This window comes from Rhizobium sp. CB3090 (assembly GCF_029714285.1).
Classification (GTDB): Bacteria; Pseudomonadota; Alphaproteobacteria; order Rhizobiales; family Rhizobiaceae; genus Rhizobium.
Map to the genome: position 1 here is coordinate 3207879 of NZ_CP121662.1, position 15251 is coordinate 3223129.

Below are 15251 nucleotides of genomic sequence, written 5' to 3' on the forward strand. Positions count from 1 at the left end.
TCGCTTGCCGCCCCCACTCAGGCCGATGTCGAGGATATCGGCGTCTGTACTTGCTTCTTCGTCGACCATCTGCTGTGCAGCTTGGCCAGCATCAGATAGATGATCGGCGTCGTGTAGAGCGTCAGCACCTGCGAGACGATCAGGCCGCCGACGATGGTGATGCCGAGGGGGCGGCGGAGTTCCGCGCCGGGGCCGGTGGCGATGATCAGCGGAATGGCGCCCATCAGGGCGGCGAGCGTGGTCATCAGGATCGGGCGGAAGCGTTTCATGCAGGCTTCATAGATCGCCTCTTCCGATGGCAGACCGAGCATGCGTTCGCCCTGCAGCGCGAAATCCACCATCATGATGCCGTTCTTCTTGACGATGCCGATCAGGAGAATGATGCCGATGAAGGCAATGATCGTCAGTTCCGTGCCGCTGATGACCAGCGCAAGCAGCGCGCCGAGACCGGCTGACGGCAATGTCGAGATGATCGTCAGCGGATGCGCCAGGCTCTCGTAGAGGATTCCGAGCACGATATAGACCGTCAGGAGCGCTGCCAGGAGCAACAGAGGCTGGCTGCTCGTCGATTGCGTGATGCTGGCCGCATCCCCGGCAAAATCCGCATGCAGCGTATCCGGCAGGTGCATTTGCAACACCGCCTGCTGAATGGCATCGTTTGCTGCTTCCAGCTTCGTATTGAGCGCCAGATTGTAGGAGATGGTCACAGAGGGATATTGCCCTTGGTGATTGACCACCAGCGGCGCCAGGGTCCGATCGATAGACGCCACGGCACTGAGCGGAATCTGGATGCCGCCCGACGCCGGCACATAGAGCTTGGAGATATCGTTGGGATCGCGGGCATAGCTGGGATCGGCCTCCAGCACGACACGATATTGATTGCGCTGGGTATAGATCGTCGAAACCTGCCGCTGCGCAAAAGCATTGTTGAGCGCCGCGTCGATCGACTGGATGCTGACGCCGAGCCGAGAGGCTTCACTGCGGTTGATATTGACCGTCGCCTGCAAGCCGTTCGGCTGCCGGTCGGTGGCGACGTCGGTCAGGCCCGGCAGCGTCTGCATGCGCGCGAGCACTTTAGGCGCCCAATCCACCAGCTCGTCGTAGTTCGCGCCCCAAAGCGTAAACTGATATTGCGACTGCGATTGGCGCCCGCCGGCGCGGATATCGCCCGGCGAAAACAGGAAGGTGCTGAGACCGGGAATGGCCATCAGTTGCTTGCGCAGCCGGTCTATCACCTCCGCGGTGGAAACACGTTCCGATTCCGGCTTCAGAGAAATGAACAATTGCCCGCGATTGATCGAGCTGGAAAAATTACCGCCGCCGACGGACGAGCCGACACCGGAGACGGCGGGATCCTTGGCAACCATATCGGCCGCCTGCTGCTGCAGCTTGACCATGGCGGGATAGGAAATATCCGTCGCCGCCTGCGTGCCGCCCTGGATGAAGCCCGTATCATCCTGCGGAATGAAGCCCTTCGGCACCTTGATGTAGAGATAGCCGGACATGATGACGCAAGCGAGAATCACGAGGACGGAGAGCACGCGATGGTGCAGCACCGCCTTCAGCGTCCGGCCGTAGAAATCGATGATTGCGCCGAGCGTCCCTTCGACGATCCGGCCGAATAAGCCCGGCCGAGCCTCCACGTCGCGCGCCCGCAGCCGATGGCCGCAAATCATCGGCGTCAGCGTCAAGGACACCAGGGTCGAGACGACGATGGTGAAGCCGAGCGTCAGCGAGAAAGTCTGGAAGAAGCGGCCGACGATGCCGCCCATGAAGAACAGGGGAATGAAGGCGGCAAGCAACGAGAGGCTGATCGAAACGACCGTAAAGCCGATCTGTTTTGCGCCTTCGATTGCAGCCCGCATCGGCTTCATGCCGGTTTCGAGATTGGCATAGATGTTCTCGATCATTACGATGGCATCGTCGACGACGAAGCCGACGGAAACGGCGAGCGCCATCAGCGATAGATTGTCGATCGACAGCCCGAAGAGCCACATGGCAGCAAAGGTACCACAGAGCGACAACGGCACGGTGACCCCGGCCGCGAAGGTGGTTGTGGCACGTCGCAGAAAGACGAAGACCACGGCCATGACCAGGCAAATCGTGGCAAGCAGCGTCCATTGCATATCGGTGACGCTGGCATGGATCGTCGTGGTGCGATCCGAGAGAACCGCGATGTGGACGCCGGACGGGATCAGGCGCTGCAGTTCCGGGATCAACGCCTTCACGCCATCGACAGTGGCGATGACATTGGCGTCCGCTGCTCTGGTGATGTTGAGTAGCACCGACGGCTTGCCGTCATACCAGGCATCCGAGCGGCTGTTGCGGACACCAGGCTCGACGGTGGCGATATCGGAAAGGCGTACGGCCGTGCCATCGCCGCCGTGCACGATGATCCGGCCATAATCCTCAGGGGTCCGCAGTTGACCATTCATGGAAATGGAGAAGGCGGCGCTGTTGCCGTCGATCGAGCCGATAGGACCGAGCACATTGGCATTGACGATCGCTGTGCGGATGCTGTCCAGCGACAGGCCCATGGCGGAGAGCCTGTCGGGATCGAGCCTGACGCGCACGGCCGGCTGGTCGGCGCCGCTGACGGTGACGCCGCCGACGCCGTCCACCTGCGAGATGCGCTGCACGACGACGGTATCGGCCGCGTCGTAGATGGCGCTCGGCGATACATTGTCCGATGTCAGCGCCAGGATCAGCACCGGCGCCGCCGCCGGGTTGATCTTGCGGAAGGAGGGCAAGGTCGGCAGATCGCCGGGCAGATCGGTTGCGGCCGCGTTCAGCGCTGCCTGCACGTCCTGCGCCGCGCCGTCGACACTGCGCGACAGATCGAACTGCGCGATGATGCTGCTCGATCCGAGCGAGCTGACCGAGGTCAACTGCGTGATGCCGGCGATGGTGCCGAGATGCCGCTCAAGAGGGGCTGCGACGCTTGCCGCCATGCTGGCTGGATCGGCGCCGGGGCGGCTGGCGGAAACGACGATCGTTGGCAGATCGACGGTCGGCAGGCTCGCCACCGGCAGGAAGCGGTAGGACACGATGCCGAGGATCATCAACCCGATCGCCAGAAGCGTCGTCCCGACAGGACGTTTGATGAACGGCTCTGAGAGGCTCATGTCCCGCTACCCACGACTTCGTCCAGTTCCGGAGCCGGCGTGCCGGTCGGCCGTCCGACGATCCGGGCTCGCAGGCTTTCGAAAGCGAGATAGATCACCGGCGTCGTATAGAGCGTCAGAAGCTGGGACAGTACCAGGCCGCCGATGATGGTGATGCCGAGCGGGATGCGCAGCTCCGCTCCAGTGCCCTGCGCCAACGCCAGTGGCAGCGCACCGAAGAGGGCGGCGAGCGTCGTCATCATGATCGGACGGAAACGCAGGATCGAGGCTTTCAGGATCGCCTCGCGCGGCGCCAGCCCCTCCTTGCGCTCGGCCTCCAGCGCGAAGTCGATCATCATGATCGCGTTCTTCTTGACGATGCCCATCAGCAGCACGATGCCGATGAGCGCGATGATCGACAGGTCCTGTCCGAACAGCATCAGTGCCAGCAGCGCGCCGACACCTGCCGACGGCAGGGTCGACAGGATCGTCACCGGATGCACGGCGCTCTCGTAAAGCAGGCCGAGGACGATATAAATCGTCACGACAGCCGCCAGAATCAGCCACGGCTCGCCGGCAAGCGACGAGGCGAATTCCTCGGCATCGCCGGAATAATTGCGCTGAATCGAACTTGGCATGCCGATATCGCGCTCCGCCGCCTGGATCTCGGTGACGGCCTCACTGAGGGACGCGCCCTTGGCGAGATCGAAACTGAGAGTCACGGCCGGAAACTGCTCGTCATGACTGATGACCAAGGGCGCCGTCATGAACGACGCCGTCGTAAAGGCGTTGAGCGGCACCTGCGTGTCGCCGGCGCCTGCCACATAGAGCTTGTCGAGCGATTTAGGGTCCGACTGATATTGCGGTGCAGCCTCGAGGATGACGCGATACTGATTGGCCTGACCATAAATGGTGGCGATTTGGCGCTGGCCGAAAGCATCGTTCAGCGTGTCGCTGACGGCCTGCATTGAGACACCCAGTCGCGAGGCGGTTTCGCGGTCGACATTGACGAAGATGCGGCCGCCACCCATCTCGACCTCGGAGCCGACATCGATCAGCTTCGGGCTCTGCTGCAGCCGCTGCGCCAGTTTCTCCGCCCAATCCACCACGGTCGCGGTATCCGTGCCGGTCAGCGTGTATTGATAGGGCGCGCGGCTGACGCGCGTGCTGATCGAGATGCCGCGCACGCTCTGGAAGGTGACGTGGATGCCGGGCAGATCGGCGACTTCGCCACGCATGCGGTCGATGATGTCCGCCGCCGATGCCGTGCGTTGGCCCCTGGGCTTCAATATGAGGCTGAGATTGCCGGTGTTGGACGTCAGGTTGCTGGCGCTGGTGCCGACGACCGAGACGATACCGGTGACGTCAGGGTCTTTGCGCAGCCGCTCAGCCACAGCTTCCTGCGTCTGCTTCATCGCTTCGAAAGAGGTGGTGGGCTCCGTCTCGACGACGGCGGTGATGAGGCCGGTATCCTGCGGCGGCAGGAAGCCCTTGGGAATGACGATGTACAGCGCGATCGTGGCGGCAAGCGTCACCACCGTGATTAGTAGCATCAACGCACTTCGGTCCACCACCCAGACGAGGCTGCGGCGATAACCCTCGACCAGCCGCCCCATGCCGCGGTCGGTACCCGCCAACAAACCGCGGCGATGCTCCTTCGGCTTGCGCAGAATGCGGGCACACATCATCGGCGTCAAAGTCAGCGAGATCACCGCCGACACCACCACGGCGATGGTCAGCGTCAGCGCGAACTCGCGGAACATGCGCCCGACGATGCCGGTCATGAACAGCAGTGGGATGAAGACGGCGATCAGCGAGAAGGTGAGCGAGATGATGGTGAAGCCGATCTCGCCGGCACCCTTCAGCGCCGCCTGCATCGGGCTCTCGCCCTCCTCGATATGGCGGGCGATATTCTCGATCATCACGATGGCGTCGTCGACGACGAAGCCGGTGCCGATGGTGAGCGCCATCAGCGATAGATTGTCGAGGCTGAAGCCGGCGAACCACATGACGCCGAAGGTCGCGATCAGCGACAGCGGCAAGGCGACGCCGGCGATGAAGGTTGCCGTCACCGTCCGCAGGAACAGGAGGACGACCAGGATAACCAAGCCGATGCTGACGACGAGCGTCCATTGCACGTCATGGATCGAAGCCCGGATCGTCTCGGTGCGGTCGTTGACGATGTCGAGCGAGATACCGGCCGGCAGCGCCTGTTTGAGCCGCGGAAGCTGCTTCTGCACGCCCTCGACCGTCTGAATGACATTGGCGCCCGGCTGGCGCATGATGTCGAGGATGACAGCCGGCTGGCCCTGATACCAGGCGCCCACACGGTTGTTCTCCAGCCCCTCGACGACGGTGGCGACGTCCTTCAACTGTACCGGCGCATTGTTGCGATAGGCGACGATGACGGATTTGTAGATGTTGGGATCGACGATCTGGTCGTTGGCGGCAAGCGTGAAGCTCTGCTGAGTGCCGTCGAGCGCCCCTTTGGCGCCGGCAACGCTGGCATTGGTAATCGCGGTGCGCAGATCCTCCAGTGCCAGGCCATAGGAGGCAAGCCGCGGAAGGTCGGCCTGGATGCGGATCGCCGGCTTGACGCCGCCCTGAATGTTGACATCGCCGACCCCTGTGACTTCGCTCAGCCGCTGCGCCATCATCGTATCGGCGAAATCGCTGAGTTCGCGGATCGAATAGCTGTTGGAGCGCAATGCCAGCGTGACGATCGGCGTATCGGCCGGGTTCACCTTCGAGTAGGTCGGCGGATAGGGCAGCGTGCGCGGCAATGTCGAACCGGCCGCATTGATCGCCGCCTGAACGTCCTGGGCCGCACCGTCGATATCACGGCCGAGATCGAACTGCAGGGTGATCTGGCTGATGCCGAAGGCGCTCGACGATGTCATCGACGCCAGCGATGGGATCTGCCCGAGCGGCCTCTCCAGCGGCGCGGTCACCAATGCCGCCATCGTATCGGGATCGGCGCCCGGCAATTGCGTCGTCACCCGGATCGTCGGAAAATCCACCTGCGGCAGCGGCGCCACCGGCAGGAAGAGATAGCCTAGAATGCCGCCCAGCAGCACCGCGACCCCGAGAAGCGAGGTGGCGACCGGCCTGGAGATGAAGAGCGACGAGACGTTCATTGCTGTTGCGTCGACGTAGCGGGTGGATTGGTGGAAGCTGCATCGCCCCCGCCGGTATTGGCGTTGGAATTGGCGTCATTGCCGCGGGCACCATCCGCATTCTGCCTGCGGTGACCGCCGTTGCCGCCCCCACTACCGCCTTGGCCATTGTGCTGGCGATGCGGCCGCTGGCCATCGCTGGCCGCATTGCCATTAGGTTGAGCTTGATTGGGTTGAGCTCCGTTTTCGGCAACCGGCTGCCCATCAACCACGGGCGGCGTTGCCGCCGGCGCGGTTGCGCCGGCGCCTGCGGAAACCTGCACTTTCGAACCGTCCTGCAGCCGCGCAAAGCCCGTCGTCACCACCTTGTCGCCGGGCACTATGCCATCCGCGATGACAGCTTGCACATCATCCTGCTGACGCACCGTGACCGGCTTCATGGCAACGGTTTGATCCTGCCGGACGATATAGACGAAGGTACCGTTCGGCCCACGCTGCACGGCGGCCGTCGGAATGACCGTCACGCCCTTCAGCGTCTCGACCAGCAGGCGCGCGTTGACGAAAGCGCCGGGCCACAGCGCCAGCTTGTCGTTCGGGAAATTGGCCTTCAGCCTCACAGTGCCTGTGGTCGGATCGACCTGATTGTCGACCACCGCCAGCGTGCCGTTGTCGATCACCGTCTGACCGTTGCTTGCGATCGCCTGGACGAAAAGTGTCCCCGTCGCGCTCGCTGCGTTAACGCGAGCAAGCTGCTGCTGCGGGATGGAGAACAGGACAGAAATCGGCTTGATCTGCGACAGCGTCACGATGCCCGTCGCGTCCGACGCGCTGACGAGATTGCCGACATCGACATTGCGGATGCCGGTGCGCCCGTCGATCGGTGCCTTGATCGTCGTATAGTCGAGCGTCGCCTGCGCGCTTTCAATAGCTGCCTGATCGGACTGGATCGCCGCGGTATATTGCGCCACCTGGGATGTCGCGGTATCGACCTGCTGCTGGGTGCCGGAAGCGGTCGCCACCATGCGCTGAAAGCGCTCGAGATCGCGTTTCGCTCCGGCCAGCAACGCCTCGTCCTGCGCCTTCTTGCCAACGGCCTGATCGAGCTGAGCCTTGTAAACGGCGTCGTCGATGCGGGCGATGAGGTCGCCCTTCTTGATGTCCTGGCCTTCCTCGAAACCGATTTCGACGATCTTGCCACTGACCTGGGCGCGCACTGTCACCGTGTTCAGCGCCTTCACCGAGCCGACGCCGTCAATGTAGACCGGCACGTCGGTCGATTTCGCATCCGCCGCCAGCACCGGAACCGGGCCGGTGAATTGCGAAAGGCTGCCGCGCCGCCGTCCGCCGCCGCCTTGACCAAAACCTTGCCCCTGATTGCCACGGCGTTCACCTTGGGCCTGCTCACCGGGCGCGGCCGCGCTCTGATAGCCGAGCAGACGTTCGGCGCTGCCAAGCCAGCGATCACGCGTCACATAGGCGCCATAGGCCACGGCGCCAATCACTGCTAGCGACATCAGGACCCGAAATGTCCGAGCCATCAACATACCTTCCTTCACAGCTCCGGCTTCAATGATCTGCCAGTGCGATACAGGCGCGACTTTAGCTTGCAGCTCGCCGTTAAGGAATTTGGTATGGCCATTAAATTTTGTCCATTTTTGTGTGGCTTAGCGCAACAAACTGTTACATTGGACGAAAACCAGGGTTGTGGTTGTAAGTAAGGAAGCGGCAAAACACGTCCTCGCTGTCTTACAAACTCTGGGCAAAGCTTATGGTTCGAGCCGGCGCTCTTTCCGCCAGAGCTTCGCCGCCGGTGCCTTTCGCCAGAGGTGTGAGTGCCGATAAATGGGGTGTATCAGGCGGGCTGATCGTCCTGCAGCCGACAGGACCGCCGGGACGGGCCTCACAGCCCTTCCAGCAGCTCCAGAAGCCCGCCGTCGCTGTTGCGGCGGCCAATGACTGACAGCCCTACCGGTCCGCCATCCATCTTGCCGGCCGGCATGGAAATCTGCGGCAGGCTGGCGTGGCCGGCGATGGAGAGGAGGCCAAGGGCCTGCTGGCGGTAGACTTCGAATATCTCCCGCGATGAATCCTTGTAGGGAGCGGGGCCAGGGGCGGTCGGGATGATCATCACCAGACCGCCGGCAAGGGCTGCGTCCATGGCTCCGGCAATCTCGCGGCGAGTGGAATCCACCCTAGCAAAGATCTCATCGCTGACGGATCGGGCCGCGGCGAAACGCGAGGCGATATCCGGGCCGAGTTCGGCATCATGTGCCTTGACCCAGCCGCCCAGCGCTTTCCATGCATCATAGCCCTGCCAGAAGCGATAGACCTCGGATCGTTCTTCCGGCCCGACGATCGGCAGCGGATCGGTAACGGTTTTGCCGAACCGCGACGCGATCTTTTCCGCCGCCGGCCGCAGCAAGGCGGCAAGCCCCGGATCGACGCCGGTCCAGATATCGGAAGGCAGCCAGGCGACCGAAAATTCCGCCTTGCCGGCAAGACCGAGCGCACGGCCGACGCGAACCAGTGTTCCGGCATCGCGGGCGAACCAGCCGAGCGTATCGAAACCCGGCCCGAGCGGCACCACGCCGCCCATGTCGATCGCCCCATGACTGGGTCGCATGCCGAAAATGCCGTTGAAGGAGGCCGGCAGCCGCACCGAGCCGCCCGTATCCGTTCCCAGCGCGAAATCCACGAGGCCGGCACCAACAGCCGAAGCCGAACCGGAGGAGGAGCCGCCGGGCACGCGATCGGGCGCAGCACTGTTCAGCGGCGTGCCATAATGCGTGTTGGTGCCCATCAGGCTGTAGGCAAACTCATCCATATGCGTCTTGCCGGCAAGCACCGCTCCCTCGGACAGCAGACGGGCGACGATGGGGGCATGCGCTGCCGCCGGGCCATGCGCACGCCGCCAGACCGGATTGCCATTGCCGGTGATCCGCCCTTCGACATCGATATTGTCCTTGGCGGCAAAGGTCAGCCCGGCCAGCGAGCCGCTATCCACGGCGCGAACCGGCTGCGCGAAAAGCTCGATGAAGGCATTGGCGGTATCGATCAGGGGCATGAGTGCACTTCCGGGAAGATAGGAACACCAGGCTAGCCGCATTCCGCCGCGCGGACAACGGCGCCACCTTCAGATGAGCAATCTAGAGCTCACTGCACTAAAGGATACCCCAGCCGCGATAACGCCCGCGTCCGGTCATCTCGCGCACGCCGAGTTCGGCCACCAGATTGAGCGCACCGCGGGAGGTGACGCCGACATGGCGGGCAACCATGTTAGCGGAGACGATAGGCCGCGAAAGAACGATCTCGATGACGCCAGGCAGGCTGCTGTTCGACCGCCGATTCTTCAGCCGCCCCTCCATCTGTATCTTGGCGAGCGACAGGCGATCGAGCTCCTTCAGACCCGCTTCGGCCGATAGTGCCATGGCTTCGAGAAAAGCGGTCAGCCGCGTCATGCCGTCAGGCGAGCGGCGGCGCTCACGCTGGACGGACTTCAGGCCGGTATTGAGGCAGAAGAGGTGTGACGTGACCTTGCCGCGGCTGCGAAGATAGGCACTGACGAGCAGGCTGCCCAGCCAATGCTGCCGGCGCAGTGGCTCGATCCGCTCCCAGGCATCGAACAGCACGGCAGCACCGAAAGCCGGCGGCAGGAGATCGGCCTGATGGATGATGGCGCGCCAGGTCTCCAGTCGCTCGTTTTCGTCCCAATCCTGATCGCGGATCAGGCCGAGCGGGTCGTCCGCGGTCACGACCTTGGCGTCTGGAATCTTTCCATCCAGCACCTGGCCGGAGCGCGCGATGATGGCATCGATCTCGGCAAAATCCATGCCGAAATCATCCTCGTCATCATCATCCTCTTCTGCGTCCGCCCTCTCGACGGAGATGGGGCGCGCAGTGGCGGTCTCCTCGGCATCGCCGACATCGCCGCGCAGGGCGGCAAGACCGGCCATTCCCAGCCCCCAGTCCGGCTCGGCGCTCCATAGCCGCCGCCGGGCGCGCAGAACGGCATGGGCGATGGTCAACTCATGTGTCGGCGCGCGGGCATCCACATGCGCATCATGCAGCACCAGATCCTCGACATGCACCAGTTCGCCGCCGACCCAGAGCGCGCCGACCGCATCGAAAAAATGTCCGCGCTCGCGAAAACCGTTGCTCACCACATGCCGCAAGACCCGCTCATCCAGCCGCGCCAGCATATCCTCCGCCCTCGTCATCGCGGGCAGAAGCGTCGTCAGCGGCAGGGTGGCAAGATCATATCGCATTGGAATCACATGATTGATTCGATCTAACGGAAGTTAACATCCCTGACGGCGCCGGGATAGGAAGTAGCCTCTTTCAATTGTGGACGGCGCTTACCATTTTTCCCTTGACCTTCCAGTTACAGGAAGGTTCATAAGTTTATCCAAAGTCCGCTTCCGGGCGCTGGAGTTCCCATGGCATTGCACGACGAACACGACCATCATCATCATCACGATGCGCCGCAGGATGCGGTCATCCGCGATCCCGTCTGCGGTATGACTGTCGATCCCAAGGCCGGCAAGCCGTCATTGGATTATCGCGGCCATACTGTCCACTTCTGCAGCGAAGGTTGCCGCAACAAATTCGAAGCAACGCCTGAAAACTATCTGACGGCCAAAGACCCTGTCTGCGGCATGGATGTCGACCGCTCAACCGCACGGCATTTCCTGAAACATGAGGGCGAGAAATTCTATTTCTGCTCCGCAGGCTGCAAGGCAAAGTTCGAGGCCGATCCCACCGCCTATCTCGATGGCAACAGGCCGGCGCCGGCGCCGATGCCGAAAGGCACGCGCTATACCTGCCCGATGCATCCAGAGGTCGTCAGCGACCATCCCGGCGATTGCCCCAAATGCGGCATGGCCCTGGAGCCGATGGGGGTACCGGCCGCCGATGAAGGCCCGAACCCCGAACTTGTCGATTTCACCCGCCGCCTCTGGATCAGCGCCGCGCTGTCGCTGCCGCTGTTGATCCTTGCTATGGGGCCGATGCTCGGCCTGCCCCTGCGCGACCGGATCGGCGAGCCCGCCGCCACGTGGATCGAGCTGGTGCTGGCGACGCCGGTCGTGCTCTGGGCTGCCCTGCCCTTCTTCCGCCGCGCGTGGAATTCGGTTCTCAACCGCAGCCCCAACATGTGGACCCTGATCGGCCTCGGCGTCGGCACGGCCTATCTCTACAGCCTCGCGGCAACGCTGGCGCCTGGAATTTTCCCGATGAGCTTTCGCGGCCATGGCGAGGCTGTGCCTGTCTATTTCGAGGCAGCATCGGTCATCGTCGCCCTGGTCTTCGTCGGCCAGGTGCTGGAGCTGAAGGCGCGCGAGCGCACCGGCTCGGCAATCCGCGCGCTGCTCGACCTCGCGCCCAAGACCGCCCGCCGCATCGGCGCCGACGGCAGCGAGACCGATGTGCCTGTCGATGACATCCACACCGGCGATCGGCTGCGCGTGCGCCCCGGCGAGCGCGTGCCGGTGGACGGCTCCGTCATCGACGGACAGTCGACCATCGACGAATCGATGATCACCGGCGAACCGCTGCCGGTCGAAAAGGCCGAGGGCGATGCGCTGACAGGCGGCACGATCAACAAGAACGGCACGCTGATCATGATTGCCGAAAAGGTCGGCGCCGACACGACGCTGTCACGCATTGTCGAGCTCGTCGCGAAGGCGCAGCGGTCCCGTGCGCCGATCCAGACGATGGTCGACCGTGTTTCCGCCGTCTTCGTGCCCGCCGTCGTGGTCGCCGCCATCATCGCCTTCGCGGTCTGGGCCTTTGTCGGACCGGAGCCGAGGTTGGCGCATGCACTGCTTGCCGCCGTCGCCGTCCTGATCATCGCTTGCCCTTGCGCATTGGGGCTTGCAACGCCGATGTCGATCATGATCGCAACCGGCCGAGGCGCGCAGGAGGGTGTGCTGGTGCGCGACGCCGAGGCGCTGGAGCTCTTCGCCAAGGTCGACGCGCTGATCGTCGACAAGACCGGCACCTTGACCGAAGGCAGACCGAACTTGACCGATATTATCCCTGTCGCCGGTATGGATGAGGCCCGCCTGCTCTCGCTTGCCGCCAGCCTGGAACGCGGCTCCGAACATCCGCTGGCCGAGGCGATTGTCGCCGGCGCACAGGAGCGCGGCGCGAACCTCGTCGATATATCCGGCTTCGCGGCAAAGACCGGCAAGGGCGTGGAGGGTCGCGCCGGCGATACGACAATCGCTCTCGGCAATGCCGCGATGATGACCGATCTCGGCATTGCGATCGATGCGCTGCAGGCCGAAACCGAACGTCTGCGCAGGGAAGGCAAGACCGTGATGTTCGTCGTCGTCGACGATCGGTTGGCCGGCATTGTCGCTGTCGCCGACCGGATCAAGCCGACGACGGCGGCCGCCATCAAGGCGCTGCACGACAGCGGCCTGAAAATCATCATGGCGACCGGCGACAATGCTAAGACTGCCACGGCCGTTGCCGCCCATCTCGGCATCGACGAAGTGCGCGCCGACATGCTGCCAGAAAGCAAGAAGGCGCTGATCGACGAGCTGCGGGCCAAGGGCAACGTGGTCGCCATGGCCGGTGACGGCGTCAATGACGCCCCGGCGCTTGCCGCGGCCGATGTCGGCATCGCCATGGGCACCGGCGCCGATGTCGCGATGGAAAGCGCCGGCATCACCCTGGTCAAGGGCGACCTCAACGGCATCGTCCGGGCGCGGCACCTTTCGGAAGCCACGATCCGCAACATCAAGCAAAACCTGGCCTTCGCCTTCGGCTACAATGCCCTCGGCGTGCCGCTTGCCGCAGGTGTGCTCTACCCGATCTTCGGCCTGTTGCTGTCGCCGATGATCGCGGCGGCCGCCATGAGCCTGTCCTCGGTTTCGGTCATCACCAACGCGCTGCGGCTCAGGCTAGAGCATCCCGCCCTCAGGTGGAACCACCTGAAGGCGGATAACATGCCCTAGATTCAAAAGACTAGAGCGACCTTTGTGCGTTCAAGCAAACGCACGGCGCTCTAGCGAAGTAAGGAGAGATCACATGAATATCGGCGAAGCATCAGGCCGCTCCGGCCTGCCGGCGAAGACGATCCGCTATTACGAGGATATCGGCCTGATCCGCCCCGATCGCGGTGACAACGGCTATCGCGACTACGGTCCAGACGACGTGCACAAGCTGCGCTTCCTGCACCGCTCCCGCAGCCTCGGCTTCTCCGTCGACGAGTGTCGGCAACTGCTGGCGCTCTACGAAGACAAAAGCCGCGCCAGCGCCGACGTCAAGGAAATCGCCACCTCGAAGCTTACCGAGATCGACCGCAAGATCCGCGAGCTGACCGAGCTACGCCGTACGCTGGAGCATCTGGTGCATGCCTGCCATGGCAACGAGAGGCCGGATTGCCCGATCTTGGAGGAGCTGTCGGAGGGGTGAGGCTACTGAACCACCCGCCCTCGCTCTTCGAGGCTCCGGCCTGCGGCCTCCGCACCTCAGAGTGAGGACTAATCTTCTCGCCCGCTGCCCTGACCTACCTTTGTTAACCTGAGCCTGCCGAAAGAGGACAAGCCGCAGTTTTAACGCCTTCCACTGCGCCCTCTCCGCCTCATCCTGAGGTGCCCAGACGATGAAGCGTCAGCGGAAGCGACTGGGCCTCGAAGGACGAGGCGGCCACCGCCCCTATCCTCAATTCACCCGCTCCACCGCAATCGCCGTCGCCTCACCGCCGCCGATGCAGAGGGCGGCGACACCCCGTCTCGCCCCCTGGCGCTCCAGGGCATGCAACAGCGTCACGATCAACCGCGCACCGGTGGCGCCAATGGGGTGGCCCAACGCACAGGCGCCGCCATTGATGTTGAGACGGTCGCGGTCGATGCCGAGATCCTTGGCGGCGGCCATGGCGACGACGGCGAAGGCTTCGTTGATCTCGAAGAGGTCGACATCGCCGACCTTCCAGCCGGTCTTGTCCAGGACCTTGCGGATCGCCGGGATCGGCGCGGTCGTGTACCAGGCGGGCTCCTGGGCGTGGGTGGCATGCGCCTTGATCTCGGCGAGGATCGGCAGACCTTCGCGCTCGGCGATCGAGCGCCGCGTAAGGATCAGCGCGGCCGCACCGTCGGCATTGGCCGAGGCGCTGGCAGCAGTGATCGTACCGTCCTTGCGAAAAGCGGGCTTCAGCGTCGGAATCTTTTCCGGCGAGACCTTCTGCGGATGCTCGTCCTTGGCGATCGTCACCGGACCGCCTTTGGCAGCAACGGAAATCGGCGTGATCTCGGCTTCGAAGGCACCTGTTTCGATCGCCTTGCGCGCACGCGTCAACGTCTCGACAGCATAGGCATCCTGATCGTCGCGGCTGAACTGATAGGCCTCGACCGCCATCTCGCCGAATTCGCCCATCGAGCGGCCTTTTTCATAGGCGTCTTCCAGACCGTCGAGCATCATGTGGTCGAAAATGCGGTCATGGCCCAGGCGGTAGCCGCCCCGCGCCTTGGCGAGCAGATAGGGCGCATTCGACATCGACTCCATGCCGCCGGAAACCGCGATCGAGGCGGAGCCGGCGAGGATCAGATCATGCGCCAGCATGGTCGCCTTCATGCCCGAACCGCAGACCTTGTTGATCGTCGTGGCGCCGACGGCATCCGGCAAGCCTGCGCCTCGCGCCGCCTGTCTTGCCGGCGCCTGCCCCTGCCCCGCCGGCAGCACACAGCCGAACAGCACCTCGTCCACCATCTCCGCGGACAATCCGGCACGCTCCAAAGCAGCACGAATGACATGGGAGCCGAGTTCCGGCGCTTGCAACGGAGACAATTCTCCCTGGAAACGACCAAGCGGCGTGCGGGTAGCGGAGACGATGACGACAGGATCGGTGACAGACATGATGGCTCCTCGCAATTTGCAAGTTTAGTGATCAAGACTATTGCTAGCACGTTAAATGATGCGCGTCATGTAAATATGTCGGAAGCTTTTCTCGGAGCGCCCGCTATTGCCCAACCTCGAATTATCGGAATGATTGTGCTCCTCACCGACGTGGTTTATGGATATCCGT

General features: G+C 63.4%; 8 protein-coding genes. 2 read left to right on the plus strand and 6 right to left on the minus strand.

Features of this window, described 5'->3' with window-relative positions; genetic code table 11:
• Positions 1 to 17 precede the first annotated feature (17 nt).
• The 5 genes from QA646_RS15485 to QA646_RS15505 form a co-directional block, all read right to left on the minus strand.
• On the minus strand, positions 18 to 3125 hold the full coding sequence (locus QA646_RS15485) for an efflux RND transporter permease subunit (RefSeq protein ID WP_283056302.1): 3108 nt from the start codon (positions 3123 to 3125) through the stop codon (positions 18 to 20).
• Positions 3122 to 6241: an efflux RND transporter permease subunit gene (locus tag QA646_RS15490; RefSeq protein ID WP_283056303.1), complete on the minus strand. Its 3120-nt coding sequence runs from the start codon at positions 6239 to 6241 to the stop codon at positions 3122 to 3124. The genes QA646_RS15485 and QA646_RS15490 overlap by 4 nt, the downstream gene beginning before the upstream one ends.
• Entirely contained in the window at positions 6238 to 7758 is a 1521-nt protein-coding gene (locus QA646_RS15495; RefSeq protein WP_283056304.1) for an efflux RND transporter periplasmic adaptor subunit, read from the minus strand. Before QA646_RS15495 ends, QA646_RS15490 begins: the two co-directional genes overlap by 4 nt.
• Before the next feature lie 362 nt (positions 7759 to 8120).
• Entirely contained in the window at positions 8121 to 9284 is a 1164-nt protein-coding gene (locus QA646_RS15500; RefSeq protein WP_283056305.1) for an amidase, read from the minus strand.
• A 97-nt stretch (positions 9285 to 9381) separates the two neighbouring features.
• Positions 9382 to 10485, minus strand: coding sequence for an RHE_PE00001 family protein (locus tag QA646_RS15505; protein ID WP_283056306.1), 1104 nt, complete (start codon positions 10483 to 10485; stop codon positions 9382 to 9384).
• Positions 10486 to 10656: 171 nt separating this feature from the next.
• Between QA646_RS15505 and QA646_RS15510 the strand changes: the two genes are divergently transcribed.
• The gene (locus QA646_RS15510) at positions 10657 to 13182 is read left to right on the plus strand and encodes a heavy metal translocating P-type ATPase (RefSeq protein ID WP_283056307.1); all 2526 of its coding nucleotides are present in this window, start codon (positions 10657 to 10659) and stop codon (positions 13180 to 13182) included.
• A 73-nt stretch (positions 13183 to 13255) separates the two neighbouring features.
• The gene (gene cueR, locus QA646_RS15515; protein ID WP_283056308.1) at positions 13256 to 13642 is read left to right on the plus strand and encodes a Cu(I)-responsive transcriptional regulator; all 387 of its coding nucleotides are present in this window, start codon (positions 13256 to 13258) and stop codon (positions 13640 to 13642) included.
• A 249-nt stretch (positions 13643 to 13891) separates the two neighbouring features.
• Here the strand turns inward: cueR and QA646_RS15520 are convergent, their stop codons facing one another.
• Positions 13892 to 15082, minus strand: coding sequence for an acetyl-CoA C-acyltransferase (locus QA646_RS15520; RefSeq protein ID WP_283056309.1), 1191 nt, complete (start codon positions 15080 to 15082; stop codon positions 13892 to 13894).
• Positions 15083 to 15251: the final 169 nt, after the last annotated feature.

Coding starts and splice junctions, on each gene's coding strand:
- QA646_RS15485 (WP_283056302.1), bottom strand. CDS start 3,125: ATGAGCCTCTCAGAGCCGTTCATCAAACGTCCTGTCGGGACGACGCTT.
- QA646_RS15490 (WP_283056303.1), bottom strand. CDS start 6,241: ATGAACGTCTCGTCGCTCTTCATCTCCAGGCCGGTCGCCACCTCGCTT.
- QA646_RS15495 (WP_283056304.1), bottom strand. CDS start 7,758: ATGGCTCGGACATTTCGGGTCCTGATGTCGCTAGCAGTGATTGGCGCC.
- QA646_RS15500 (WP_283056305.1), bottom strand. CDS start 9,284: ATGCCCCTGATCGATACCGCCAATGCCTTCATCGAGCTTTTCGCGCAG.
- QA646_RS15505 (WP_283056306.1), bottom strand. CDS start 10,485: ATGCGATATGATCTTGCCACCCTGCCGCTGACGACGCTTCTGCCCGCG.
- QA646_RS15510 (WP_283056307.1), top strand. CDS start 10,657: ATGGCATTGCACGACGAACACGACCATCATCATCATCACGATGCGCCG.
- cueR (WP_283056308.1), top strand. CDS start 13,256: ATGAATATCGGCGAAGCATCAGGCCGCTCCGGCCTGCCGGCGAAGACG.
- QA646_RS15520 (WP_283056309.1), bottom strand. CDS start 15,082: ATGTCTGTCACCGATCCTGTCGTCATCGTCTCCGCTACCCGCACGCCG.